This is a genomic window from Sphingomonas eleionomae, from assembly GCF_049889035.1.
GTDB lineage: Bacteria > Pseudomonadota > Alphaproteobacteria > Sphingomonadales > Sphingomonadaceae > Sphingomonas.
Genome location: NZ_JBLTWP010000002.1, coordinates 220,537 through 246,590, shown reverse-complemented (window position 1 = coordinate 246,590; position 26,054 = coordinate 220,537). Strand labels below are relative to the sequence as shown.

At 62.3% G+C, this 26,054-nt stretch carries 23 protein-coding genes, 1 tRNA gene and 1 pseudogene; 13 read left to right on the top strand and 12 right to left on the bottom strand.

Features of this window, described 5'->3' with window-relative positions; all coding sequences use genetic code 11:
• Positions 1-797: 797 nt before the first annotated feature.
• From ACNI3Q_RS05350 to ACNI3Q_RS05305, 10 genes are all read left to right on the top strand, one after another.
• On the top strand, positions 798-1,949 hold the full coding sequence (locus ACNI3Q_RS05350) for an O-antigen ligase family protein (protein WP_426274637.1): 1,152 nt from the start codon (positions 798-800) through the stop codon (positions 1,947-1,949).
• 92 nt (positions 1,950-2,041) lie between these two features.
• Positions 2,042-2,716, top strand: a complete 675-nt coding sequence (locus ACNI3Q_RS05345) for a polysaccharide biosynthesis/export family protein (RefSeq protein ID WP_426274635.1) — start codon at positions 2,042-2,044, stop codon at positions 2,714-2,716.
• A gap of 10 nt (positions 2,717-2,726) precedes the next feature.
• Positions 2,727-4,916, top strand: coding sequence for a GumC family protein (locus ACNI3Q_RS05340; RefSeq protein ID WP_426274633.1), 2,190 nt, complete (start codon positions 2,727-2,729; stop codon positions 4,914-4,916).
• Between the two features lie 10 nt (positions 4,917-4,926).
• A complete protein-coding gene (locus tag ACNI3Q_RS05335; protein WP_426274631.1) occupies positions 4,927-6,174 on the top strand; it encodes a tetratricopeptide repeat protein in 1,248 nt (415 codons plus the stop codon).
• Positions 6,171-6,494 carry a hypothetical protein gene (locus ACNI3Q_RS05330; RefSeq protein WP_426274629.1) on the top strand — a complete coding sequence of 108 codons (324 nt, stop codon included), beginning with the start codon at positions 6,171-6,173 and terminating at the stop codon, positions 6,492-6,494. Before ACNI3Q_RS05335 ends, ACNI3Q_RS05330 begins: the two co-directional genes overlap by 4 nt.
• 16 nt (positions 6,495-6,510) lie before the next feature.
• Complete coding sequence (locus ACNI3Q_RS05325) at positions 6,511-7,971, top strand: glycosyl hydrolase family 28-related protein (RefSeq protein ID WP_426274627.1); 1,461 nt, start codon at positions 6,511-6,513, stop codon at positions 7,969-7,971.
• Positions 7,972-8,188: 217 nt separating this feature from the next.
• Positions 8,189-9,211, top strand: coding sequence for a WaaS/CpsH family glycosyltransferase (locus ACNI3Q_RS05320; protein ID WP_426274625.1), 1,023 nt, complete (start codon positions 8,189-8,191; stop codon positions 9,209-9,211).
• The gene (locus ACNI3Q_RS05315; RefSeq protein ID WP_426274623.1) at positions 9,208-10,071 is read left to right on the top strand and encodes a glycosyltransferase family protein; all 864 of its coding nucleotides are present in this window, start codon (positions 9,208-9,210) and stop codon (positions 10,069-10,071) included. The genes ACNI3Q_RS05320 and ACNI3Q_RS05315 overlap by 4 nt, the downstream gene beginning before the upstream one ends.
• Positions 10,068-11,243 (top strand): hypothetical protein, encoded by a 1,176-nt coding sequence (locus ACNI3Q_RS05310; RefSeq protein ID WP_426274621.1) that lies wholly within the window; start codon positions 10,068-10,070, stop codon positions 11,241-11,243. The genes ACNI3Q_RS05315 and ACNI3Q_RS05310 overlap by 4 nt, the downstream gene beginning before the upstream one ends.
• Positions 11,240-11,962, top strand: coding sequence for a glycosyltransferase (locus tag ACNI3Q_RS05305; protein ID WP_426274619.1), 723 nt, complete (start codon positions 11,240-11,242; stop codon positions 11,960-11,962). The genes ACNI3Q_RS05310 and ACNI3Q_RS05305 overlap by 4 nt, the downstream gene beginning before the upstream one ends.
• Here the strand turns inward: ACNI3Q_RS05305 and ACNI3Q_RS05300 are convergent.
• Complete coding sequence (locus tag ACNI3Q_RS05300) at positions 11,959-12,822, bottom strand: glycosyltransferase (protein WP_426274617.1); 864 nt, start codon at positions 12,820-12,822, stop codon at positions 11,959-11,961. The genes ACNI3Q_RS05305 and ACNI3Q_RS05300 overlap by 4 nt on opposite strands.
• Before the next feature lie 137 nt (positions 12,823-12,959).
• Here ACNI3Q_RS05300 and ACNI3Q_RS05295 point away from each other — a divergent pair, with 137 nt between their 5' ends.
• Positions 12,960-13,775: an NAD-dependent epimerase/dehydratase family protein gene (locus ACNI3Q_RS05295; RefSeq protein ID WP_426274615.1), complete on the top strand. Its 816-nt coding sequence runs from the start codon at positions 12,960-12,962 to the stop codon at positions 13,773-13,775.
• A gap of 4 nt (positions 13,776-13,779) precedes the next feature.
• Here the strand turns inward: ACNI3Q_RS05295 and ACNI3Q_RS05290 are convergent, their stop codons facing one another.
• Positions 13,780-14,361, bottom strand: a complete 582-nt coding sequence (locus ACNI3Q_RS05290) for a sugar transferase (RefSeq protein WP_426274613.1) — start codon at positions 14,359-14,361, stop codon at positions 13,780-13,782.
• Positions 14,362-14,614: 253 nt separating this feature from the next.
• Between ACNI3Q_RS05290 and ACNI3Q_RS05285 the strand changes: the two genes are divergently transcribed.
• Complete coding sequence (locus ACNI3Q_RS05285; RefSeq protein ID WP_426274611.1) at positions 14,615-16,507, top strand: polysaccharide biosynthesis protein; 1,893 nt, start codon at positions 14,615-14,617, stop codon at positions 16,505-16,507.
• Here the strand turns inward: ACNI3Q_RS05285 and ACNI3Q_RS05280 are convergent.
• The 5 genes from ACNI3Q_RS05280 to rfbC are packed head-to-tail and all read right to left on the bottom strand — an operon-like array spanning position 16,476 to position 21,398.
• Positions 16,476-17,936: a lipopolysaccharide biosynthesis protein gene (locus ACNI3Q_RS05280; RefSeq protein ID WP_426274609.1), complete on the bottom strand. Its 1,461-nt coding sequence runs from the start codon at positions 17,934-17,936 to the stop codon at positions 16,476-16,478. The two genes, ACNI3Q_RS05285 and ACNI3Q_RS05280, sit on opposite strands and share 32 nt — an antisense overlap.
• Positions 17,937-17,993: 57 nt before the next feature.
• Positions 17,994-18,881: a glucose-1-phosphate thymidylyltransferase RfbA gene (gene rfbA / locus ACNI3Q_RS05275; protein WP_426274607.1), complete on the bottom strand. Its 888-nt coding sequence runs from the start codon at positions 18,879-18,881 to the stop codon at positions 17,994-17,996.
• Positions 18,878-19,765 (bottom strand): dTDP-4-dehydrorhamnose reductase, encoded by an 888-nt coding sequence (gene rfbD, locus ACNI3Q_RS05270; RefSeq protein WP_426274605.1) that lies wholly within the window; start codon positions 19,763-19,765, stop codon positions 18,878-18,880. Before rfbD ends, rfbA begins: the two co-directional genes overlap by 4 nt.
• Positions 19,765-20,817, bottom strand: a complete 1,053-nt coding sequence (rfbB, locus tag ACNI3Q_RS05265) for a dTDP-glucose 4,6-dehydratase (protein ID WP_426274603.1) — start codon at positions 20,815-20,817, stop codon at positions 19,765-19,767. Before rfbB ends, rfbD begins: the two co-directional genes overlap by 1 nt.
• 11 nt (positions 20,818-20,828) lie before the next feature.
• Positions 20,829-21,398 carry a dTDP-4-dehydrorhamnose 3,5-epimerase gene (gene rfbC, locus ACNI3Q_RS05260; RefSeq protein WP_426274601.1) on the bottom strand — a complete coding sequence of 190 codons (570 nt, stop codon included), beginning with the start codon at positions 21,396-21,398 and terminating at the stop codon, positions 20,829-20,831.
• 391 nt (positions 21,399-21,789) lie between these two features.
• On the opposite strand from rfbC, the gene ACNI3Q_RS05255 reads away from it, so the two are divergent.
• Entirely contained in the window at positions 21,790-22,713 is a 924-nt protein-coding gene (locus ACNI3Q_RS05255) for a HEPN domain-containing protein (protein WP_426274599.1), read from the top strand.
• Between the two features lie 385 nt (positions 22,714-23,098).
• On the opposite strand, the gene ACNI3Q_RS05250 is transcribed toward ACNI3Q_RS05255, so the two are convergent.
• The 5 genes and pseudogenes from ACNI3Q_RS05250 to ACNI3Q_RS05230 all read right to left on the bottom strand — a co-directional run bounded on the left by ACNI3Q_RS05250 (position 23,099) and on the right by ACNI3Q_RS05230 (position 25,968).
• Entirely contained in the window at positions 23,099-24,427 is a 1,329-nt protein-coding gene (locus ACNI3Q_RS05250; protein WP_426274597.1) for a type II toxin-antitoxin system HipA family toxin, read from the bottom strand.
• Positions 24,427-24,678, bottom strand: coding sequence for a helix-turn-helix domain-containing protein (locus ACNI3Q_RS05245; RefSeq protein ID WP_426274595.1), 252 nt, complete (start codon positions 24,676-24,678; stop codon positions 24,427-24,429). Before ACNI3Q_RS05245 ends, ACNI3Q_RS05250 begins: the two co-directional genes overlap by 1 nt.
• Positions 24,679-25,073: 395 nt before the next feature.
• Positions 25,074-25,427, bottom strand: a pseudogene (locus tag ACNI3Q_RS05240) (tyrosine-type recombinase/integrase); the annotation flags it as partial.
• Positions 25,316-25,705 (bottom strand): Arm DNA-binding domain-containing protein, encoded by a 390-nt coding sequence (locus ACNI3Q_RS05235; protein WP_426274592.1) that lies wholly within the window; start codon positions 25,703-25,705, stop codon positions 25,316-25,318. The gene ACNI3Q_RS05235 and the pseudogene ACNI3Q_RS05240, both read right to left, overlap by 112 nt.
• 176 nt (positions 25,706-25,881) lie before the next feature.
• Positions 25,882-25,968: transfer RNA gene (locus ACNI3Q_RS05230), tRNA-Leu, on the bottom strand.
• Positions 25,969-26,054: the final 86 nt, after the last annotated feature.

Genomic DNA, 26,054 nt, shown 5'->3' with positions numbered 1-26,054 from the left:
GTCACAAACATATTTCGATATAGAAAAATTCTAATCAATAAATAATGAAGCGGGAGCATATTGCATTTGCTGCTATCGTATAGGGTGGACGCGTCTTGGGAGATATAATTCCTGAAATGGAACCATATCCAAAATTTGAGGACGATCGGTAGATAGGGTGACGCAATGTTCGCCGAATATATGGACTTTTGTCGCCCCATTTCGCCATCCTGCTAAACGCGGTTTGAGTACGACAAGCATCGACCTGTCCATTCCATATCTCACCGACCTTTAGCTTCGCGACCAATACGAAATGATGGCACGCCCCTGGGTGAGCGTTGCCAAGGCCAAGCGACCGGATCCAAACCAGCGAGAACCACGAACCTGGATGACCAGGAGTCGGGCAACTGGCCTGGTTGCAGCAGCGGATGGGCGATTTGACCGCATCGCACGGGCGGCGATTTTTGATAGCTATCTCGCGGGCTTGATTTTCACCGTCTCGTCCCCTTCCCTTGGTCCAGAAGTTTCCGTCGACCTCGTCTCGATGCACCGATCGGCCGCAAGCTGTTTTGGAATCGGCGTCGATCGACTAACACACGCCAATGACTTACTCGCATTCCGCTCGCCGATCCTCTTTCCGGCCTGATCTGCCACTTATCTTCACAATCGGGCTGCTGACACTGCTCTGGGTTGCGGGCGGAGCCTCTCGCGCGGATGTGATGGGTCAGGTCGTGGTGCGCGCGGGATGCTGGGCAATCCTGATTGCCGCGATCATGGCTGGCCCGCGGCCAGCGCTGACCGGACTGAAGCCGGTGCTGTTGCTGCTGGTTGCCGCCATCGCGCTGCCGCTGATCCAACTTATTCCTTTGCCCCCTGCATGGTGGCAGGCGTTGCCCGGCCGCGACATCCTGCTCATTCCCGGCGAACCAGTGCCATGGCGCCCTTGGACGATGACACCGGCTGCGACGCGCAATGCACTTGGTTCGCTCATCGTGCCGGTGACAATGTTTGTGGTGCTGACACAGGCCAACGAGCGAGTGCTCCGTTGGCTGCCGACGATCCTAATGGCGATGATCCTTGCTGCGGTGCTCTTGGGGCTGGTCCAGTTCTCGGGCGCAGGGTTCAACAGCCCGTTCCTGAACGATACGCCGGGTGCTGTCAGCAGCATCTTTGCCAACCGCAACCACTTTGCGCTGTTCTTGGCGGTCGGTTGTCTGGCCGCGCCGGTGTGGGCTTTTGCCGACCGCGATGCGCTTCGGTGGCGTGGGCCGCTTTGCGCAGGCTTTGTGCTCCTTGTCGTGCTGACGATCCTGGCAACCGGATCGCGCAGCGGCATGCTTCTCGGCGCTCTTTCCCTGGCGCTCGCGCTTGCACTTGTCGGGCAACAGCTGCGTCGGCGGCTGCGCGGCGCGCCGCGCTGGGTGCTGCCCGCGCTGGTCGGCGCCTCGGTGCTGGTGATCGCCGGGGTGGTCGCATTGAGCTTCGCCGCTGACCGGGCCGATGCGATCACGCGACTGATCGCGCTTGAAAGCAGCGAGGACATGCGCACTCGCGCGCGTCCGACCGTGCTCGCGATGATCGCTCATTACATGCCTTTCGGCTCGGGATTCGGCGGATTCGATCCCGTTTTTCGGATCCACGAACCGTTTGAGCTTCTCAAGTTTACCTATTTCAATCAGGCGCATAACGACTTTCTCGGCGTCGCGCTTGATGGCGGGCTTGCCGGCGTTGCGCTTCTGGTGGCAGGGTTCCTATGGTGGCTGTTCGCCACGGTGCGCGCGTGGCGCGCCCCTGCCAGCGAAGCGGTAGCACTCGGCCGACTGGGCTCGGCAATAATCTTTCTGGTGCTGGTCGCCAGCTTAACGGACTATCCGGCGCGCACCCCGACGATCATGGCGGTCGTCGTCATTGCCGGCGTCTGGCTATCGCGCGCGCGGCCAACTGCGGCGCACGTGGCTTTACCCGCCTGAATCGTAAAGCTATAGGGCGGCCTGCCTCCCTTTTCTCCGGCGGAACATCCACGCGCATGCGCTTTTCTTTTCTTCCCCTATGCTTAGCACTCATGGCGGCCGGTTGCGGCTCGCCCGAGCCGGTCCAGTCGAGCGGTAGCCTGACTGTCGTCGAGGGAAGCAAAGTGCTGCCACCGCCGGGCCGCGGCGATCTGACCGCCGCCGACCGACCTGCCCTAATCGGTCCGCTTGACACCATCGAGGTAACCGTTTTCGGGATTCCCGATCTCGACCGCGAGATGCAGGTCGATGCCAGCGGCCGCGTTGCAATGCCGCTTGCCGGCACGATCGATGCACGCGGCACGACGGCCGAGGAGCTGGCAACAAAGATCGAGAACGCGCTCAAAGCGAAATATGTTCGCGATCCGGAGGTAACGGTAAACATCAAGAGTTCGGTCAGCCAGGTTGTGACGATCGACGGTTCGGTGGTTGAGCCTGGCCTCTATCCCGTTACCAATCAGATGACTCTGATGCGCGTCGTCGCCTCGGCCAAGGGGCTTACCGAATTCGCCAAGCAGGAAGAGGTCGTGATCCTGCGCACCGTCGGCGACAAGCGGATGGCAGGGCTCTATGACATCTCGGCGATCCGCCGCGGTGCCTATGACGACCCGCCGGTCTACGCCAATGACGTCATCATTGTCGGTGATTCGCCACAGCGTCGCCTGTTCCGTGACTTCGTATCGCTGTCGCCGGTGCTCGCCGCACCGCTGATCGCCGTGCTGCAGTAAGGCCATTCCGATGAATCTCGTTAGTCCGCCGCTACGGCCAGTCGTCCCGGCGGGTACGCCCAACCTGCCAGCTGTCGTCACGCCCGGTGATTCGATGCCCGTGATCCGCCAATATCTGCGCATGGCGATGCGCTGGCGCTACGTTATCATTGGGGCCGTTGTCGCATGCGTCGTGCTTGGCCTCATCATTACGCTCCTGATGACGCCGAAGTTCACCGCTACTGCTACGATCGAGATCGCGCGTGAATCGAAGCAGGTCACCAATTTCGAGGGAATGGAGCGCGAGACGAGCGTCACTGACCAGGAGTTTTACGAGACGCAATACGGTCTGCTCCGCTCGCGCGTGCTTGCTGAGCGCGTTGCGACGCAGCTCCGTGTTGTCGATGACAAGGCGTTCTTCGAGCGGTTCAACGTCGATCAGGACGAGCCCGCTTTCGCCCAGGCCAACGGCCGTTACACTTCTGCCGGCCGGGGTGAACGCCAGCGCATCGCTGGCGAGGTGTTGCTGGAGAACGTCGGCGTCGAACCGACGCGCCTTTCGCGGCTCGTCGCGATTAACTTCACGTCCGCAGATGCCGGCTTCTCGCAGAAAGTTGCAAACGCCTGGGCTGAAAACTTCATTCAGACGAATCTGGAGCGCAAGATCCAAGCGACGTCGTACGGGCGCAACCTGCTCCAGCGCGAGCTTGGACAGGCCAAGGAACGCCTCGACGAATCGCAGCGGCAGCTCGTCACCTATGCCGAGCAGCAGCGGATCATTAACTTGCCCGCGCAGGGCTCGGGCGAGAACCAGACTGTCGAGCGATCGATCGTCGCCGATGAACTCGCCTCACTCAACACCGCGTTGAGCCAGGCGACTGCTGACCGGATCGAGGCCGAAGCCCGCTTCCGCGAGGCGGGCCGCGCTGGCTCATCGGCAGAGGCGCTGCGCAACCAGGCGATAAACATGCTTCGCCAACGCCGCGCGGAGGCGGCCGCCGATTACCAGAAGCTTATGGTGCAGTTCGAGCCGGACTATCCGCCGGCACGCGCGCTCCAGTCGCAGATCGATCAGCTCGACCGGTCGATCGCGCGCGAGGAAAGCCGTGTTTCGGGATCGGTTCAGGCGGAATACCGACAGGCCGCTGAGCGCGAAACGGCGCTTCGCCAGCGGGTCGAGGGGCTGAAGTCGAGTTACCTCGATCTGCGCAGACGTAGTATCCAGTACAATATCTACCAGCAGGAAGTGGACACCAACCGCGCCCTGTATGACGGCCTACTCCAGCGCTTCAAGGAGATCGGAGTCGCGGGCGGCGTCGGCGTGAACAATATCGCCATTGTCGATCCGGCGGATGTGCCGCAGGAACCGTCCAGTCCGCGTCTGTTGCTCAACCTTGCTCTTGCGCTGCTCGCCGGGCTCGGTATCGGTGCTGGTCTTGCGTTCGCGTTCGAGCAGATGGACGAGGCGATCGCTGACCCAAGCGAAGTCGAACGCCGGCTCGGTCTGCCGCTGCTCGGCTCGGTGCCGAAGGTGGAGGGCGTCGCCCCGCGCGACGCGCTACTGGATCGTAAGTCTGATCTGGTGGATGCCTATCTGGCGATTCAGGCAAGCCTCGGATTCACGACCGAACACGGCGTGCCGCGATCTCTTGCCGTCACTTCGACGCGCCCCGCCGAGGGCAAATCGACCACTGCGCTTGCGCTAGCGACAATGCTTGCGCGTGCGCACAAGAAGGTCATCCTTGTCGACGGCGACATGCGCTCGCCTTCGGTCCACCATTTGGGCGGCGTCGATCACGATCGCGGATTGTCCAACTTCTTGGCTGGGCAGGACGAAATCGCGAAATTGACGTTCGAGATGCAAGACCTCGGCCTAACCGCGATGTCAGCGGGTCCGATCCCGCCTAATGCTGCCGAACTCTTGACTGGCCACCGCCTACAGCTGCTGATTACCCGACTGCTTGAAAGCTACGACCATGTCGTGATCGATAGCCCTCCGGTGATGGGTCTGGCAGACGCCCCGCTGATCGCCAGCCGGGTGGAGGGTGTCATCTATGCGGTGGAATCTCATGGGATTCGTTCGAGCATCGTCAAGACAGCTCTCCAGCGTCTACTCTCGGCCAACGCGCACATCCTGGGCGGCGTCCTGACCAAGTTCGAGGCGCGCAAAGCCAATTATGGCTATGAATACGGTTATGGTTATGGTCGCGACAAGGTCTGATCGCACCGTCATGACCCGGCGTCCCGCGCGACGTCCAACCTCTGCGCGTAGTTCGCGCGAATGGGCTGTGCGCGGCGGGCTGGCGGTTGCGGCCCTTGCGCTGGGCTATGTCTCGACGACGCAGACGCTTGCTTATGCGTTGGTCAAGAGTGATCCCGAGCGGGCGTTCGCACTGTCGCCGAACGACGGCCGCGTTGCAGGTACCCTGGCGCAGAAACTTGCTGTCAGTGAGCAGGCCATCCGCCAGCGCACCGATCGCCAGCGCGCCGACCGGCTCGCCGGTCGGGCGCTGGCCGCCGAACCGCTCTCGGTTAAGGCGCTGACCGCGCTTGCAATCGGTGTGGATATCGCGGGCGATACCCCCGCGGCGCGGCGCCTGTTCGTCCATTCGGATGCGCTGTCCCGGCGCGAGCTTGGCACCCGGATCTGGCTGATCGAAGATGCGGTATCGCGGGGCGACGTGCCCGGCGCGCTCCGTCATTACGACATCGCGCTGCGTACCGAGCCCTCGGCGCCTGAACTTCTGTACCCAATCCTAACCGAGGCGATCGCCGAGCCCGAGATCGCGACCGGCTTGCTCGACCTCCTACGCACGCGGCCGCCATGGCGTGAAGGCTTTCTTGGCCATGTCGGCGCCGCCGGTACCGCCCCTGCCGACAGCGCCCGCTTCTTCGAACGCGCTGCGCGGCGCGGCATTCCCGTGCCCGAAATGGCTCGGATCAGCGTCGTCAACGCCCTGGTCGGGTCTGGCGCCTATGACCTCGCTTGGAATTATTATCGCTGGCTAAGGCCAGGCGTCGACCGCCGCATCTCTCGCGACCCGTCGTTCGAGATCCGATCAGACATTCGCGCGCCGTTCGACTGGGTGCCTATTCTGAATGAAGCCGGGGTCAGCGTGGACATCGGAGGGGGGGGCGTACAGTTTGCCGCCCCGCCTGTCGTCGGCGGTCCTATCCTTCAGCAGGTCCAGTTCTTGCCGCCGGGTCGCTATCGCCTTGAAGGCGAGGTCTCTGATATGGAGCAGTCCGACGACGCGCTCCCATATTGGCAATTGGTATGCACCAGCGGCCGCGAGCTCGGCAGGGTCGACGTGCCGAATGTAAGCGGTCGCGCAATCGGCTTCGGCGGAGACCTGACGGTCGGCGGTGACTGTCCGGCACAGATCCTTCGCCTTGTGCTGCGTCCGACGTCGAATGTCGGCGGGACGGCGGGACGTCTGGATCGGTTGGCGCTTCGCCCTGCAGGCGACAGGCCATGACGCGCGCGTTCTTCGGGCCACGACTGACGATTGCGGCTGCGATGCTGCTCGCCTCCACCCCGCTCGCAGCGCAGCTGGCTCCGCAGACGGAAGCGCCGCCTGCGCCGGTGATCGACACGGCCGCGCGGCAGGCGCCCGTGACCGACGCCGGCCAGATAGGCCAGCGCCAGACACGCGCCGACATTGCAAATGGCGCCGGCATTCAGCCCATGGCGCGGATCAACAACCGCGTCTCAACCAGGGTTGAGACGCGGTTCCGCAACCGGCTGGATCGCAACTATTCGGAACAGTCTCTTCTCGGCTGGCCGCCGGTACGATGACGGAGGATTCGACGGCGTGATCAATCCCTCCAGTCGTCGCGACCTGTTCGGCAAGCTGATTGCCGGCGGCATCGCCCTTAATATGACACCGGGCGGGGCGGAGGGCCAAGGCCTCGGCCTTGCCGGAACGACGGGTTCCCCAGGAAGCGTTTCCTTCATCCCGCTTTTCGCCGAGTTGGCCGACACGCAACTGCCCGACATGTGCGACCTCGTCGTGACCGGCGGCTATAGCGAGCCAGGACGCGGTGGTGCCAGCTATCGACGAGATCCGCAGGTCGACCGTGTCTGGGTTGCGCGCAATCCGCGCACGGCGTTCGTCGATGCTGCAGGTCGCGGCTATCGCCTATCCGAATCGAGCATTGACGTGCTCCAGACGGGGGCTCTTGGCAACGGAACCGCGGACGATGCGCCCGCGATTCAGGCCGCCCTCGACGAGATGGAGCGTGCCGGCGGCGGCACAGTCTTGCTGCCCCCAGGCAACTACCGGACGCTCTCGTCGCTACGCTTGCCGCCGCGTACTGGCCTGTGCGGCGCAGGGCCAGCATCGGTTCTGAGGGTTGAGCGTACTGACGGCATCGTCGTTGGTGCCGCTGACGATATTGGGCCGCGGCGGCTCGCCGATTTCATGTTGCATGGGCGCGGGTGCGAGGGATTCCGCGCAATTGTCGTGGACTTGGCGAGCGGCAAGCGGTGCCAGGGACCGGTGTTCGAGCGGTTGTTCCTTGCCTTTTTCGGTACCGGCGTCGCCAGCCGCGGCCTGTGGCACGCGACGTTCCGTACAGTGACGATGCATCAAATCTGGCGCGGGTTCCAGTTCACCGGCCAGAACGTCAAGATCTTGATCGACGACTGCCGACTGACTCATGGCGGCCAGCTTCGTGGCAGGGGCCTGTCGATTGGCATCCAGGTCGGCGACGACAGTTCGGGCGCCCGCGCGGAGGATGTTCAGGTTGCGCGCACGATGGTCTACGGCTTCGACAAGGCCATCGTCTGGCGAAGTGCACTGTTTGGGGGGGTCGTGCACTGCGATCTTGACGCCTGCGGCCAGAAGGGTCTTGAGATGGTGACTGCTGATGGCGGCTTCACCTTCGCTAACAACTGGATCAACGTCATCGGGCCGTCGGGACGGGCGATCGACTGCGTCCCGCTCGGCTACCAGCCGGAGGTGACTAACATTCTGATCGCAAACAACAATCTGAATGGCCGGGCGGCATCGCGCGGATCGTGCGGTATCGCGATCGGTAATCAACAGGCGGACATTATCCTGGATGGAAACAGCGTGAGTGCTGTGTTCGAGACGGGAATCAGCGCGGTTGGCGTCCGCCGCTTGGCGCTACAGCGCAACAAGGTCGCGCGCGCCATCGTTCTTCAGCGCTGCAACGAAGTGGTGGCGACTCAGAATTTTGCCGCCGATGGCCTGAAGCTGGACGGAAATATCGGCCTGGACCTTGGTACCAGGGGTGGCGGGACACAGTGACCCGGCGCGAAATCGTTCTTCGGCACCGCAGCGATGAAATCCCGGTTGCGTGCCGACGCCGCCAGGGACTAACGCCGAAGTCCCGCTCGCCGCTTGTCTATCCTCCCGGAGCGATGCGGTCGGCGACGGGCTGGATGCGATGGAGCGGCGAGTTGAAGACAAGCAGGATCGATTGGCCAGGGCCGGCGCAGATGCGCCCTTGCGCAGGGTGTCGCGGATGACAAAACGTCCGCTCGACGGCGCTCGCATCCTCGTGATCGGCATCGGCTTTTACGACTACGAAACCGTCATCGCCGCCGAACTTCGCCGACTCGGCGCGGAGGTGCTGAGCGACATCGAGAGCGCGCCAGAGGCTCGCGACCGTTTCGCCCCGCTACGGAGCCGCATCGCGCCGGTCACAGCGGCGGACCACGCACGGCACCACGAGCGGATCCTTCAGCGCGCGCGGCATTTCGGGCAGATCGATCATGTAGTCGTCATCAATGGGCGGCTGCTCAGCGAAGCGTTCGTCACCAGGTTGCGCACGGCACAGCCGCAGGCGAAATTCACGATCTACCTGTGGGATTCGCTGTCGCGGTTCCCCGATCTCGCCGATCGCTTCGACCTTTTCGATCGAGCGCTCACCTTTGATCCGGCGGATGCGGCGGCGGTGCCTAGCCTTTTGTTCCGTCCCACATTCTATCGACCTGAACTGCTTGCTGCGTCTCCTGCCGCGCCGGTCGACCTGTGCTTCGTGGGCTGGCTCCACCACGACCGGATGAAACAGGTCGAAAGTTTGCGAGCCCAAGCTGATGCCCTTGGTCTTCAGGCGTTCTTTTATCTATATACCGGGCTCGCCACCGGCCTGCGCATGCTGGCACAGCGGCGCAATAGGGACGTTCACGTGCGTACGCTCCCGTTCGAGCGATATGCCAGCCGGGTCGCAGCCACGCGCATCCTAATCGACCTGCCGCACCCGATGCAGACCGGCCTGACAATGCGCGCGGCGGATGCGGTAGGCGTCGGTTGCAAGCTGCTGACGACCGCTCGGGGCGTGACTGCCTACGACTTTTACCGGCCCGAGAACGTCGCCGTAATAGACGATGCGGCGCCGGTTCTCGACCCTGCATTTCTGGCTGTGCCGCCCGTGGCGCTTCCGCCCGAGATGACGACGCGCTATTCCCTGAAAGAATGGGCCCTAGATATTCTCGGTGTGACCGAACCCTCCGGGTTCCTTGCCAACAACTACGGCCGGACATGAAGGGAGATGCGGACACGCTCGCTGGCGGCGTGATGGCAGTATTGGTTCTCTACGGGCGCCACGTCGAGGAAGCGGCGGCATGGCCGGTACTTCGTGCCTGGCTGGGAGCGACCAGTTCCTGCGCGCTGCGTTACTGCCTGATCTACGATAATTCGCCTGAAACACGGATCGATCCGGCGACCCTGCCCGACAATGCCGCGCTGATCCATGATCCGGCCAATGGCGGCACGAGCGCCGCTTATCGCGCGGCGGCAGCGCGCGCAGGTGCTGCGGATTGCAAGTGGCTGCTACTCCTCGATCAGGATACCGGGCTTCCCCCCGATTACCTAGCCAGTGCAGGCTGTACTGTCGCCGCTGCGGCCGACGCGGCCGTCCTCGTCCCGCGTATCCGGCACGACGGTCTCCTCGTCTCGCCTGCGACGATCACGCCTGCCGGATCGATTGTACCGACTGACCGACCGGGGAAAAACGGCGGCATGGCGACGGCGATTTCATCGGGCGTAATCGTGCGCAGCGCAGTCATCGAAAAGGTGCGGTTCCCCGCCGCCCTCTGGCTCGATTACGTCGACCATTGGGTGTTTCTGGCCTTTGCACGCGAGGGAAGCAGCGTTGCCACGATCGACGTCGACCTGGCACACGATCTGTCGATTCGCACGCCGCGGACGCTTTCGCTTTCCCGTGTAAAGAGTATTCTTGCAGCAGAGCGGATTTTTTACCAGACCTTGGGCGGGCGCGCACGCACTCTGCTGCCGGCCCGCCAAGCGCTGCGGGCCGTACGGTATGCCCGGCTCGGTCGGCTTGATCTCGCCGTGGCTGTGCTGCAGGCGATGATTGCACCGCCGCGCGGACGGCACCAGTGATCGAGACCCTGTTTCTCCTAATCTTTGGCGAAGTTGTGGTGGGCGGTGGCGGCCGCACGTTTGCTATGGGAACCATCAGCCTTCGCATGCTATTGTTTGTTGCTGGCCTGCTGGCGACGTCGGTCGGGCTGCTCAGCAGCGGCCGTTCGCGCGACGGCGTGCCGACAGCGGCGTTGCTGGTGCTCGCCTTCTTTGCCAGCATGCTGCCCGGGCTTCTCGTCGATGCTGGTCGCGGGACGCCCCCGGACATCGTGTTCGAAGAGATCCAGCCGCTGCTGTTCTGGTTGTCGGCGCCATTTTTCGCATTCGCTTTCCAGGACGTTCGGACGATCAATCGCGCGGGGTCGCTGATCGTCTATGGGGGCTTGACTGTCGCAATCGTCACCTCGCTGCTAATGGTCGGCTTGTCGATGGGTGTCGTCAATTTCGGCGCGCTCTATCTCTGGTCCGAAGAAACCGGCGAGTTCATCTTTCGCGGACCGACCAACTTTTTCTACAAGGGGCATTTCTTTGTCGGCGTGGCTTTGGTCTTCGTTGTTGTGCTGACGCCGCGCTGGTGGAAGTCGATGGTGTTCGTCCTCGCCTTGTCTCTTGGCCTGTCGCTCACTCGTGGGCTTTACCTTGCGGTCGCGGTGACGCTCGCGCTTAGCTTCGTCTCGGGCCGTCGCCGGGTGGCGATTATGATAGTTGCTGTGGCTGCGATCCTGCTGCTCGGGCTCTATAGCCAGGCGATCCTCGACCTGCTGTTCGACCCCTCGCGCGCCAGCTCGGCCGAGACGCGATCACGCGACCTGTCCTTCTTCCTGGCGACATTCGACTACAGCACGCTGTTGCTCGGCGAAGGCGCCGGCACGTTGCTCAACGGCCGCGCGAATATCGAGAATAGCTTCCTGTGGGCAATCTGGCGATTTGGCGTTATGGGCCTCGCATTCATGTTGCTTCCGCTGATGATGGCGGCGCGGTATTTTTCCGAGATTCCCTTCGACAGTGACGTGCGAAAGCCTGCGAGCGCGTTCTTCTTCGGCATCGTCATGTTGTACATTGTCACCGCGTTCAACCCATTCGTGAACAATTCTATCGGCCTCACCTATCTGCTGTGTGCGCTGTTTGCGCTTCGCCGGATGCGCGAGATGGCGCGCGAGGCCACCGCGCTTCCGGAACCCACCGCATGACCAGCACCCGCATCAGTTTTGTCCTCGCCAGCTACAACGGGGCGGAATACATCGCCGAACAGCTAACGAGTATCCTGGCGGCGCTGGGATCGGCGGACGAAATCATAGTGTCCGACGACGGATCGAGCGATACCACGCTCGAGCGCATCCGGGCCATCGACGACCCGCGGATCCGATTGCTATCGGGCGGCTATCGACTTGGATACCAAGGTAATTTTGCACGGGCGATCGCCGCCTCGACCGGTCGGTACATCTTCTTCTCGGATCAGGACGATGTGTGCCTTCCTGCGCGCGTGCCTAGGTCGCTCGATGCACTGGAGCGGAAATGGTGCGTGTGCGGCGACGCTAAGGTAGTCGACTCACAATTACAGCCTTTGCAGAACAGTCATTTCGAAGCGCGGGCGGCTCGGTTCGACCTCGTGTCGCTGATCGCACGGCCATCGGTGATCGGCGCGACTATGGCATGCCGACGTGACTTCATCGATGCATGCCTGCCCTTTCCGGCGCAGATACCGCATGACATGTGGCTTGCGGCCCAGGCGGCTCGCGAAGGCGAGCTTGCCGTCGTGCGTGACCCATTCATCCTCTATCGCCGTCATGCCGCGGTCGTCTCTGCCACCGCATCGACGAGCCGGCGCGCGACTCGGGAGCGTCTGGTCGAACGCGTTCGGCTGTTACACGCGATGACGACACGACCTGTCCGGCTTGCCCGATCCTAGTCGAACTGCTCGATCGTCTCCCGATTGATGCGGTCACGCTCAGCATCGATGAACCAGCCCCATTTGAAGAAATATTGCGACAGGCTGACGGCGGCATAGCGGATGCGGCGAAGGGACGGTCGGCTCTGGCTCCGATATTCATGTACGACGCTTGCATCGGGGTTGTAGAGCGTTTGAGATACCTGGCGCACCCGCCGCGACAGGTCGAGATCCTCGGCATAAAGAAAATACCGCTCGTCGAAATGCCCGACGCAGTCGAGGATCGAGCGCCGCAGGATCATGAAGCAACCCGACAGGAACGGGAATTGCGCCACCGTGTCGTAATTCCAGTTGTGAAACTCGTACCGCTGATTGCGCTCGCGTCCCCAGCGCACGCGGTGCAGGAGGCGGCGGGCGACCATGTCGCGCGGATCGGGCAGCAGCCGGCATAGTCGCTGAAGTGATCCGTCCGGGTAGCGCACGCGAGGCATTCCCAGCCCCGCCTCGGGATGGGCATCCATGAATGCGACCATCCGCCCGATCGCGTCATCCTCGACATGCAGGTCGGTGTTCATGACGATGTGATAGCGGCATTTTTCACGGCTTGCCTCGAGCGCAACGTTGTGGCCTCGCCCGTAACCCACGTTCTGCCGCGTGGCGACGACGGTAGCACCCATCTCTCGGGCGAAGGCCAGGTCGAGTGGCGGCTCGCTGTTGTCGACGACGACGACATGCGTACGCACGGAAGCCGCTTGTGCCTGACGAATCGCATCGACGATCTCCTGACGGTCGTTGCCGAACAGGACGAACGACACGCAGGCGTCTATGTCGTCGGGCAGCGCCGCCCGGACTTCACCTACTAACCGATCGAACTCGTGCAACGTCGATTTTCCTTGAGGCGGATGGAGGGAGTGTGTGTTGCTGATCTGCGAGCAAGGCCACACGTGGCGTCGAGGCCATGCTAGCTAGCGCCGCCCAGCGTTGCAGTAAAGCGAACCGTCGCCTATGCCCTGTCTCGATGAAGACCGCAGCAATCACTGGCGTTACTGGCGTCGCAGGCAGCCATGTCGCGGCCGCTCTGACCGTTAGGGGCTTTCGTGTGGTCGGCATCTCTCGAGGCGGCCGTGAGGGCAATGGCGCGTTGCGGATCGTGCCGGACTTGAGCGACGCAGCTGCGCTCGAGCCGGCGCTGAAGGGATGCGACATCGTCTTCCACTTCGCCGATCGCGCCGATCGCAAAAGCTATACCGAAGCCGATGTCAACACTGCGGCCACGGTGATCACCGCAATCCGCAACGCGGCGGTGCGGTGCGGGATTACACGGATCGTCGCCGCAAGCTCGGTTTATGCGGAGTCGGCTTCGGCGGGTGCCCTCTACGGCCGATCGAAACGCGCTATGGAGGTGGCGGCGACCGCGCCCGGCTTTGGCGAGCCGGCTATCGTCCTCCGGCTTCCACCGCTCTACGGGCCCGGGGCGCGCGGTGCGGTGAGGCATATCGCGCGGGTTGCAGAGAGGGGGTGGCCGCTGCCTTTCGGCTTGGCGCTAGCACCGCGGCGATTCCTGTCCCTCGATTCGCTGGCCGATCTGTGCGCGCATCTGACGGCGCTCGACGAGGGTACGTTCAGCCGGGCGACGGGCCGAATCTTAGTCCCAAGCATGAACCGGGTCGACAGTCTCTACACGCTGGCGAATTCGCTGGCCAGCGGGTGCTCACGCCTACTTCCCGTACCGATGATCGATCGCCTGTTAGCCGGCGGGCGGGTCGAGGCGTCCCAACTGGCGCGCGATCGCGAGGCCGTCCACTCGGCGATCGGATGGCGCTCGCCCGATTAACGGGCTAGAGGCGCGCGGCATCCCCGCGACCACGGCCGAGCCCGGTCTGAAGCAGCAACACCAGGTCGCGGCGAAGCGACCATGGCCCGATATAGGTCGCATCCTTTTCAGCGAGTTGCGCGGGAGTTGACATGTCGAGCCCCGCAACCTGCGCGACACCGGTGATGCCAGGCAGTAGCCGATCGACGCCGTAGCGACGGCGGCAATTGGCCAGCTCAACCTGGCTGGGCAAGCCGGGGCGCGGACCGACGAAGCTCATCTCGCCACGAAGCACGTTCCAAAGCTGCGGCAGCTCGTCCAGTTTCGTACGGCGCATCAGCCCGCCGATGCGCGTGATATGCTGCCGGCCGGCTTCGTGAGAGGGTCGGTCCCCCGTCCCTACGCGCATCGTGCGCAACTTGACCAATCGGAACAGGCTGCCACCGCGGCCAAGTCGGGTCTGGACAAAGAACGGGTTTGCTCGATCGTCGAACCAGATAATTACCGCTGCAATTAGGCAGGCCACCACCGCTGGAACGGCCAGGATCAGAACGAGCACGAGATCAAAGGCACGTTTTTCGGCGATACCCGGTAGACGCTGTTGCATAGGTTCGGCCGATAGGAAAAATTGCATCGTCTGGTCAAGCGACGGTGTTCGGCGTAAGAGCGCACAGCTCGAGAGTTGGAAGAAAGTGTCGCTCCCTATGCGATTGGTTAGCGTAGCTCAACAAGCGATCCGAATGCCCCGGTGGAGCAAGCGGATGCTAATAGTCACGGTCGATGCCAGCCTTTGCATTTTGGCGGTCTGGGTCGCGTACTTTCTTAGACTCAGCGCTTGGGTCCCGCTTCACGGCCCGCCCATGTGGGCAGTGCTCGGGTCGCTTGCGCTGGCCTTGCCGATCTTTGGGATGTTCGGCGTTTATCGGCCGGTGTTCCGGCACGCGGAGATTTCGACGTCAAATCAGGTTTTGGTGGCCTCGCTCGTCTACGCGCTTGCCTATTTCGCGATCTTCACAGCTTGGAGCCTACCGGGGGTACCGCGAACGGTCGGCATCATCCAGCCCGTGCTGCTGTTCGTTTTCATGGTGCTCGCACGCTGGGGCGCTCGTAGCCTTCTGAACACGCTGCTGGGCCGCGGCGAGGGCGCGGCGGTGCGCCAGCGCGTCCTGATCTACGGCGCCGGCCAGTCGGGGCGACAGTTGGCCGCGGCGATTGCGAATCGCCCGGACATGCGCGTCGTCGGGTTCGTCGACGACAACAAGGGACTGCACGGTGCGACTGTCAGTGGCATCCGTGTGTTCTCGCCGGACCGAGTGCTCGAAACCGTGCGTAAATACAACGTGGACGAAGTGCTGCTGGCGGTTCCATCGGCATCTCAGGCGCGGCGTAACGAAATTCTCAGTATGCTGCGTGCTCTGCAACTGCGCATCCAGACGCTTCCCGATATTGTCGATTTGGCTTTAGGTAACGTTCCCGATGGGAGCATCACCAATCTAGATATTAACGACCTTCTCGGTCGAGATGTTGTCGCTCCTGCAACCGCTGTCATCACCGCGCATTTGGCCGGACATGTTATTCTGGTGACGGGGGCCGGCGGATCGATCGGCTCCGAGCTGTGTCGACAGATTATCGCTGCCCAGCCCGCAACGCTGCTCCTGCTCGATAACAGCGAATTCGCACTCTACGAAATCCATCGCGAGCTGGAGCTGTCTCTCGACGCGCAAGCCAAGGATCGTGCGAAAACCCAGATCATCCCGCTTCTAGGCTCAGTCCAGAACGAACAGCGCGTCTCGGAAATCATCGACTGCTGGCGACCTAGTCACGTTTATCACGCTGCTGCCTACAAGCATGTGCCCTTGGTCGAGCACAATCCGATCCAGGGCGTGGTCAATAATGTGTTTGGCACGCTGAACGTCGCACGAATTGCTATCCAGTATAAGGTTCGCCACTTCGTCCTCGTCAGCACCGACAAGGCAGTCCGCCCGACAAACGTCATGGGTGCGACGAAGCGGCTCGCTGAAATGTCACTTCAGGCCCTGGCGGATGAGAAGCCCGAAACCTGCCTGTCGATGGTCCGGTTCGGAAACGTCCTCGGCTCGTCGGGCTCGGTCGTTCCGGTCTTTCGCAAGCAAATCATGGCCGGCGGCCCGGTGACGATCACCGACGAACGGATCACTCGTTTCTTCATGACCATCCCCGAGGCGGCCCAGCTGGTGATCCAAGCCGGTGCAATGGCGTCCGGCGGGGAGGTGTTTGTGCTCGACATGGGCGAGCCCGTCCGCATCGTCGATCTGGCGCGCAACATGATCGAACTGTCGGGCTTGACGGTCCGCGACGCACAAAATCCGTTCGGCGACATCGAGCTCAAGTTCATCGGGCTTCGGCCGGGCGAGAAGCTGTACGAGGAGCTGTTGATTGGCGATGCCCCACTGGGGACAGCGCATCCGCGTATCCGCAAGGCGATGGAGAACTTCCTGCCTGCGGCAACGCTCCGTATGGGGCTTACCGAGCTGGAACAGGCCATCCGCCAGCGGGACGCCGCGGCGGTTCGGCGCATCCTCCAGGAGACGGTGTCCGAATATGCGCCGTCATCGAGCCTGGTCGACCATATCTTTATCGAGCGTCAGCAGCGGTCCGTAACGACTGATCCGGCATTGGCAGGCTCGCATGACGTGCCGCCCGCAGCCAAGATCGAGCATCCGCACAAAGCAGCAGCGATGGTCAACGGCGAAGGCGTGGGATTCGGTCGATAAACCGGGATACAGGCGTGAGCGCGACGAGCTCATCGGTCACGCCCACCCGCGCCAGCAGGACGACGCTGGCATAGACTAGCATTCCCCAGCCGGTCAGGATGAATAATTCAGCAGCGGTCCCGGGACTTAGCATCCATCGAAGCGCGGCTATGGCTACGCCCATGACGAGCGAAGCGGCGAGAACCCCGACGAGGTCACGAAGCTGAGCCAACGGGCGATAGCCGATCATGCGTCCCGCCACGCCCGCATTGATCGCATAGCCGAGATAGATCGAAGCAGCGAGGCCGATGGCAACCCCTGTCAGCCCAAAGGCACTGCCGGCGAAGATCGCGATCAGCCCGATCAATTTCTTGATCGCCTCGACCTTGAAGCTCAGGCCCGACCGGCCCTGCGACAGGACGAGCTGCATATTGACGATCTGAAGCGGGAACAGCACGCCGCCGAACGCCATGATCGCTAGAAGCGGGGCCGTCGACAGCCATTTCGCCCCATAGAGAAACCCGACGATCAGGTCGGGCATTACCACCATCGCCACCATCAGTGGCAAGTTAACGAGCATGATCGCGCCCTGCACCAGCCGCACCCCGCGGCGCAGCGCGTCGTGGTCGTGCTGCTGCGCGGAAAACAGCGGTAGCGCAACGCGCGTGACGATCGCCGCGAGGATATTGCCCGGCAGGTTCTGCAGGTTCTGCGCCCGGTTGAAGAAGCCGAGATCCGCCGCGCCGTGGAGCCGGCCGATAATCAACGACGCGGCGTTCATGTAGACCACGTCCATCAGGCTCGAGAGCGTCACGAAACTGCCGAAGCGCAGCATCAGTGCTGCCTCCCCGAAGCGCGGCCACGGGCCCGGGCGCCAGTCGCACCGAATCCAGATCAGGGCGCTGTTGATGACCGAATAGGCACCCGCCTGGATCGCGAAGCTCCATACCCCTGCACCGTAAAGGGCGGCGACGACCGCCGCTACGGCGCTGACGCTGGAGGAGACAAGACCGGTCTTGGCGATTGCTTCGAACCGGAGTTCACGCTGGAGGATTGCAGTGGGAACCGAGGCGAGTGCGCTGACGACGACGATACCAGCGCAAACATAGAGCAGTGGTTGAAGTACCGGATAGCGAAAATAAGCGGCAAATGACGGTGCCATTAGTCCAATGGCAACTGCCATGACTGCTGCTATCGTGAGCGTCGTCCAGAACAGCGCATTCTTCTGGTCGGCAGATTCTGCCTGCCCCTGGATCAACGCGGTCGCGAGACCGCGGTCGACGAGGACCTGCGACACCATCACGAAGAACATGACCAGCGCGAAGATGCCGAAATCTGCCGGTGTTAGAATACGGGCAAGAATGATCGACGTGACGAACGAAACCACGAGCCGAACAACAAGGTCAACTGTGCTCCAGATGCCGGCCTTGACCGCCCTGCCACTCGCCACAGGTAATCCCCTATCGTTCGATCGGTGCGCGGACGCCTCGTCCGGCGCGCCTGCGGTTCAGACGCGAGCCTGCTCTTGATGCTCATCTACCGCCTTCAGGATCGCGCGGCCATAGGCGGTCTTCTTGAACCGTTCGCCGGCGGCGCGGGCCTTGTCGGCGTCGATGAAGCCCATTTCGAAGGCGATTTCCTCGAGGCAGGCGATCTGGATGCCCTGGCGGTGCTGGAGCGTGCGGACGAACTCGCCCGCTTCTAGCAGGCTGTCGTGCGTGCCCGTGTCGAGCCAGGCATAGCCCCGGCCCATCTGTTCGACGAACAGGTCGCCAGCCTCCAGATACAGGCGGTTGAGGTCGGTGATCTCAAGCTCGCCGCGCGCGGAGGGTTTCAGGTTTCGGGCCATCTCGACGACGCGGTTGTCGTAGAAATAAAGGCCCGTGACCGCATGGTTCGATTTCGGCCGCTCGGGCTTTTCCTCTAGGCTGATCGCCTTGCCGCCTTCGCCGAACTCAACGACGCCGTACCGCTCCGGGTCCTCGACGCGGTAGCTGAATACCGTCGCGCCCTTGGGCCGCGTAACCGCACTCGCCAGCAGGTCTGTGAGGTGCGCGCCGAAGAAGATATTGTCGCCCAGCACCAGCGCCACATGGTCGTCGCCGATAAAGTCCGCGCCGATCGTGAACGCCTGTGCCAGCCCGTCGGGGCTCGGCTGCTCCGCATATTGGATGTCGAGGCCAAAGGCGGAGCCGTCCTGAAACAGCCGCTGATAATTATCGAGATATTCGGGGCTGGAGATGATCAGGATCTCGCGGATCCCAGCCAGCATCAGCACGCTCAGCGGGTAATAGATCATCGGCTTGTCATAGACCGGCAGCAGCTGTTTGTTGACCGCGAGCGTCGCGGGATGCAGCCGGGTGCCCGATCCGCCGGCGAGGATGATGCCCTTCATTGCGGTACTCCGATGAGTTCGTCGAGGATGTCGCCAAGCGCCGCCTGCCACGGTCGCGGCTCGATGCCGTATGCGGCGCGGATTGCGTCGTGGCTGAGCAGCGAATTGGCGGGCCGGCGGGCCGGCGTCGGATAATCGGCGGTGGCGATCGGCTTGACCGCGGCGACCGCGCCGCCGCGCGCGCCGCTCTGCGCGAAGATTTCGCTCGCAAAGCCGGCCCAGCTGACCGCGCCCGCATTGCTGAAGTGGAAGGTGCCGGTGGGTGCGCCCTCGTCCTCAATCAGGCGGATCGCGATGGTAAGGAGCGCGGCGGCAAGGTCGGCGGCGCTGGTCGGGCTGCCGCGCTGGTCATCGACGACGCCCAGTTCGTCGCGGGTGGCGCCCACGCGCAGCATCGTCTTGACGAAGTTATTGCCATGCGCGGACACGACCCACGCCGTCCGCACGATTGCATGGCGCGCGCCCGAAGTCCGCACCGCCAGTTCGCCGCCAAGCTTTGACGCGCCATAGACGCCCAGCGGGGCGACGGGATCGTCCACGTGCCACGCGCCGGCCTTGTCCCCGGCAAAGACATAATCGGTCGAAACCTGCACGATCGGGATTCCAGCGGCGGCGCAGCCTTGCGCAAACGCGGCCGGCGCCATCGCATTGACCGCCCAGGCCGCCACCTGATCACTCTCGGCCTTGTCGACCGCGGTATAGGCCGCGCCGTTGATGACTGCGGCCCAGGGACGCTCGGCTACCTTGGCAACGATCGCGGCGGTGTCGGTCAGGTCGAGCGTGTCCACATCGACCGCATGGATCGCATAGCCCGCGGGCAGCGCCGCGCGGCGAAGCTCGGTGCCGAGCTGCCCGCCCGCGCCGGTGACGAGGATGTCGCGCATCAGGCGGCAACGCCGCGGCGTTCGGCCGCCTTGGCCGCGACCAGCGGGCGCCACCAATCCTCGTTGGCGAGATACCATTCGACCGTCTTGCGGATGCCCGTCTCGAACGTCTCCGCCGGCGTCCAGCCCAATTCTTCGCCGATGCGGCTCGCATCGATCGCATAGCGCTTGTCGTGGCCGGGGCGGTCGGCGACCTCTGTCATCTGCTCGGCATAGGGGCGGCCGTCGGCGCGGGGGCGCAGTTCGTCGAGGATGCTGCAAAGCGTCTTCACCACCTCGATATTCTGCCGCTCGTTATGCCCACCGACATTATAGGTGCGGCCCGGCGTGCCGCGCTCGAACACCGCCTGCAGCGCGCGCACGTGATCCTCGACATACAGCCAATCGCGGACCTGATCGCCCTTGCCGTAAATGGGCAGCGGCTCGCCATCCAGCGCCTTTGCGATCATCAGCGGGATCAGCTTTTCGGGGAAGTGATACGGCCCGTAATTGTTCGAACAGTTGGTGATCAGCACCGGCAGGCCGAACGTGTGCCCCCACGCACTGACCAGATGGTCCGACCCCGCCTTCGACGCCGAATAGGGCGAGCGCGGGTCATAGGAGGTTTCTTCGGTGAAAAGGCCGGTGTCGCCCAGCGTTCCGTACACCTCGTCGGTCGAGATGTGGTGGAAACGGAACGCCGCCTTCGCCTCAGGGTCGAGGCCCAGCCAATAGGCGCGCGCCTCGGCCAGCATCGTATAGGTGCCGACGACGTTGGTCTGGATGAACGCGCCTGGCCCGTCGATGGAGCGGTCGACATGGCTCTCCGCCGCCAGATGGGTCACGACGTCGGGCTTGAACCCGGCGATCGCAGCGCGAACGGCCTCTGCATCGCAGATGTCGCCCTGAACGAAGCGATAGCGATTCGAATTTGCCACCCGCTCGACCGTTGACAGCGTGCCCGCATAGGTCAGCTTGTCGAAGTTCAGAACTTCGTGAGTGGTGTTCTCGATCAGGTGGCGGACCAGCGCCGAACCGATGAAGCCGGCGCCGCCGGTGACGAAAATGCGCATGGGTATGTCCTTCAGGCGAGCGGCGCCAGCGGGCGGCCGTCATAGGCAAAGGGGCTGTCGAACTCGGCAAGCGTCGGCTGCACCTTGTCCTTCGGGCTTAGTTCGGGGGTGGTCCCCCCGGGCATCGGCCAGTCGATGCCGACGCTGTCCCACCGGATGCCGCCGTCGTTCGCCGGGGCATAGGTGTCGGAGCATTTGTAGGTGACTTCGCAATCGGGCTCGAGCGTCAGGAAGCCGTGCGCGAAACCAATCGGGATGAAGAGCTGATGCCCATTCTCGGCGGAAAGTTCGGCGCCGACCCACTGGCCATAGGTGGGCGAACCGCGCCGCACATCGACCGCGACGTCGAAAATCCGCCCGCGGACACAGCGGACAAGCTTGTCCTGCCCCCGGTCCGGTGTCTGGAAATGCAGACCGCGCAGGGTGAAGGCCGGGACTGAAAGCGAGTGATTGTCCTGCACGAACATGCAGGGAATACCCAGCGCGGCGAAGGCGGGCACCGAATAGACTTCGGTGAACCAGCCACGGGTATCGCCGAAGCGCTTGGGTCGGATAAGCTGAACGGGCGGAGTGTCAGTCATGGCGGGTGCCTAACCGGATCGGGTACGACCTGCAACTTGCCGTCGTACAACTTTCCCTTGTCTGCCCCGCGAAGCGGAAACGCGGGCAGCCCCAACGGCGTGTCGATTAATGCGCAGATCATCGCCTTCCACTCCGAACTTGATCGCCGTCAGGACCGGTTCGACAATGTGCAGCGGGGGCCCAGGGACAATCCCCTTCGCTCAGCAACGAGGCGCTGGAGATGATGTTCGGGATCAGCGTTGGCAGAGTGGAGGCCGCGCTGGTCGAAGGGGCTCAAGCGGCTCATCGAGACAAGGCCCGAACCTGATCCATTCTGGCGGCATCTCTGGCCATGGTGAGCCTGGCCAATGACTTGCCATCCATGATCAAGCCCTACAGGGTGAGGAGACCATGCGCAGCGATATCGATCATCTCCCCCCGGCCAAGCAGCGCGAGCTGGAGCGGGTGCTGCAGATCCTGTTCGAGGAGTTCGACGACGCGCTGGCGCTGGCCAAGCATGAGTGGAAAAAGAAGGGGCGCATCCTCAAGGTCATCCTCTATGGCAGCTATGCCAGGGGCGGATGGGTCGATGAGCCGCATACCGCCAAGGGCTACAAGTCGGACTTCGACCTGCTGGTCATCGTCAACGACAAGCGCCTCACCGACCGCGTCAGCTACTGGCTGAAGCTGGAAGACCGGCTGAACCGCGAGCTGGGCATCACCAGGACGCTGAGCACCCCGGTCAACTTCATCGTCCATACCCTGCAGGAGGTAAATGACGGCCTTGCCCATGGCCGCTACTTCTTCATGGACATCGCCCGCGACGGCATCGCGCTCTACCAGTTCGACGATACCGAGCTCCACATCCCCAAGCCCAAGACACCCGAACAGGCGCTCGCCATGGCGAAGGAGTATTTTGAGGAGTGGATGCCGGGAGCTTTGCAGTTTCTTGAGACTGCAAAATTCACCATCGACAAGGGATGGAACAAGAAGGCGGCGTTCCTGCTGCATCAGAGTACAGAGTCACTTTACCACTGCCTGTTGCTGGTGGTTACCTTCTACACGCCGCATGTTCACAATATCGGGTTCCTGCGCACCCAGGCCGAGCGGCTGGACCGGCGGCTGGTCGATGTCTGGCCAGCCGATCGCCGGTTCGAGCAGCGCGCCTGGGAGAAGCTCAAGGAAGCCTATGTGAAGGCACGGTACTCGAAGCACTACCGGATCAGCGAGGAGGAACTGCGCTGGCTTGGTGAGCGGGTTGAGGAGCTTGGCCGCGTGGTGCATGGGGTGTGCTCGGAGCGAATTACTCAACTCCATTTAGAGCAGGCGGGCTAGCGGCAACTTGAGCTGATGGGGAGACCCCCTTCGAGCGGCGTCATATGATGCCGGACCGGCGCTGAAAGGCGCCTTGCGAAGGAGGAGCAGATGACCGACGTCCACATCGTGGCCATCGACCTGGCGAAGCGCAGCTTCCAGATCTTAGCGACAGCGCCGGGAGGAGCGTCTATTCGACCGGACTGTGTCATGGGCCATCCAGTCCGGCGACCTTGAAACGACCAAAGTCGGGCGTGCAACTTTGGTCCAGTATCGAAGCCTGAAGCTGCTGACGGATAATGCCGGCCCTGTCCTGGAAGGTTGAGCATGAAGTGGTTTGCATATGCCCTCAATTCGACGGATTGACCTTTATAACGCGCTCTGCGGTTGGCCGCTCTAAGTGCCATCACAGCTCCCTGAGGCCAGCTTCGAGAAGGTTCAGTCGGCTGCTGATTGCCCGTTCGATGCTCTCGTAAAGCTCGAAGGAGAAATCGGATGGCATCCGCTCCACCGCTCGGGCTGGCGCGGTACCTGCACGCTGTAAAATGCTGTGTATCGCCATTTCGATTGGTGTCTTGCCAATCCCTGCCTCCTTGGCCGTCTGTATGAAGTGGCGTCCGGCAATTTCGAGAATTTTGTACTTCCGGCTGTCCCCGGCAGACATGGCCAGCGTGTACTTGTTGTTAGGTATCTGCAACCGGTCGAAGGCGGGTTGGGATGAAAGAACATCGTACATCGGCGTCAAGCGATAGCGGCCGCCTGGATGCAGGAAGATCGAGAAATTCTTGGCATGGCCATCCGTAGCTCCGATCAGCCAGAACAGAATGAGAGCGATGAAAAAGTCTCGCTGGTCATCCATTGGCTCATTGGACCCCTGAAGCAGGCCGAGTATGCTGACTGCGCCGGGCCCGCCTTGGCTCTGATACTTTTTGGCTGGAGGCACCCCGAGAGCCTGACAGCAGTCCTCTTGTGGCATACGCAGAAGATCGTTCGTGCCGCGCCAGCGTCTGTCGAAGCGCTCGACCACAAGGACGCGGCGCTTGCCGAAGGTCTCGGTCCAAGTGGTGGCGACCTTGAGGCCGAACTCCTCGAGCAATGTCAGGCAATAGTGCTCGTTGTCGACACTGGCATTCATATCGATGATACCAGAGGCGGTCGGAATCTGGCCAAGCTGAGGCTTGAGAAGGTGCGTTGTCGGTGTCGCTCCCGAGGGGCGTATCCATTTTCCGTCTTGCAGGAGCAGTGCAGTCTTTTCCTGTGCGCCTGCAACGGAGATCCGGAAGTCATTGTCCATATCCATGCCGAGCGGTGCCCGTGCAAGACCTGCCAGAATGCGCTCGATATCCTCTTCGGACACTGCCTCGCCTTCGATCTTCGGCACGAGATCATGGTCATCGTCTGCATGAAGGAATTGCATTGCCCCTACGCAGTCGCGCCCGATTTCCTCCAGCAGACTGTACGCGTCCGTACCGGCTGCCCCGGTGCGTTCGGCGACCTTTTTCCGGATGTTGGGATTGTCGGGCAGAAGGTTCTCGAAGACAGCCACGACGGATGCTCCGGTCCACGGTGTTTCGCGGAGCGGAAGCGAGAGGGAGATGGCAAATGCATGTTCCCAGTCTAGCCAGCCCCGGGCGTAGGTGAATTTAGTGGCACCGCTGGCCTCTTTCTCGAGGTGCCCGACCATCCGCCCGTTGATGAGGACGTCAAGCGGCGCATGGACCCTCCGGCGTGGCATCAGAAAATGTCCTCGATATCGGCGGTCTGCCTGGCGTTTCGCGCCTCGACCACTAGATCGAGGCTTAGGGCTGCGAATATCGCGTGAATGGTGGACAGCTTCGTGCTTTCGTGTCCGGTCTCTATTTTGGAGACTAGCTCTTGGCGCAGGCCCGCGTGATCTGCGAGCTGCGACTGTGTCCAGCCGCGGTTTTTGCGTGCACGCCTTATGACGTTACCGAGCTGAACTGACGATCTGACAAGCTGCGACATGTTTGTTCTCCTCGGCGCTTTATGCCAGAAATCGCATAAGTGTTTAATATGCTATTTTTAGCATAAAGATCAAATATGTGCAAAAGAGCATAAAAATAAATTATGTTTAAAATCGCATAAAAAACCATCACATATATGAGGCAAATCCAGGGGGGTTTTACGAACAGGCGACAGGTTGGGTACGACCCGACGTCAGTCGTTCAGTCATGGCGCACCCCTCCCCGTGGAAGCCATCACCGAGGAGCCAGCGTTTTTTGATCGGCGCAGCGGACGGACTTTGGTCAACCAGTGCGTCCAACGATGACAAGGAGTGAAGGGCTCCGAAGGTTACAAAGCCTCGGGCACGATCCGATCCTGTCCGAGGTTTCCTCACTAGTTTCCAACTCATGTTGGTCCTATTCCGGCGCCCTCCTGCCAAAATCGACTTTCATCACATTCCTAGCGCCGCGCAGCTGGTCGAGATGATCCGACCAATGCTGCATCAGGCGAACGCGTTCATCCCAATATTCTCCGTGGGTGTAGACGCGCCGCACGGCGCTAGCATCAAGATGGGCCAGCTGCTTCTCGATCGCGTCAGGGTTCCAGATGCCCATTTCATTGAGCAGGGTCGCGACCATTGCCCGGAAGCCGTGCGCAGTCATTTCCTGCTGGCTGTAGCCGAGACGGCGCAGCGCCTGGTTGACCGCGTTTTCGGACATTGGCCGCTTGGGATTACCCATGCACGGAAACAGATCGTCGCGATGGCCAGTATGGCTGCGGCGGCGATGGCCGCAACGCCCGCACGCTTTTTTTCGACGGCCGGGTCGCGGCCGGCTGCAATAAGGCGACGTGCCTCGTCACGCCGGCCCCTGGCGTCGGCGAGGCCTACATCCGGCCAAATGCCGAGATGCAGGGTCTTCTGCTTGCCGAGATGACGAAAATTCAGCTTCCGCAGTTTTGAGCCGTTGGGCTGGACCGTAAGGAACAGTCCTTGCCCGTCGGAGAGCTTGTATGGCTTGGCGGCGCTGATTCGGAGATGAGGCAGCATGTCGATTTCCCAGCAAAGCCGGGTCGATCCACCACGAACAATAACACCAACAGATGTTGGTGTTTGGGCTGGAAAGCGGTGGACGTCGCCGGAAGGTCCGTCGGCGATTTTCCGTCGAATTGTACTGCAAAACTAACTATTTGCTGAACACCCCCGGATCGTTTCGGAAGCGTTTTTGGTGCCCAGAAGAGGACTCGAACCTCCACGACCTTGCGATCGCCAGCACCTGAAGCTGGTGCGTCTACCAATTCCGCCATCTGGGCACGGGGTAGGCGGCGGCCTCTAGGGGGAGAGCGGGGCGCTTGTCAACAGGGGAAGTTGCCGGATCGCAAACAGGGGCCGCTCCGGC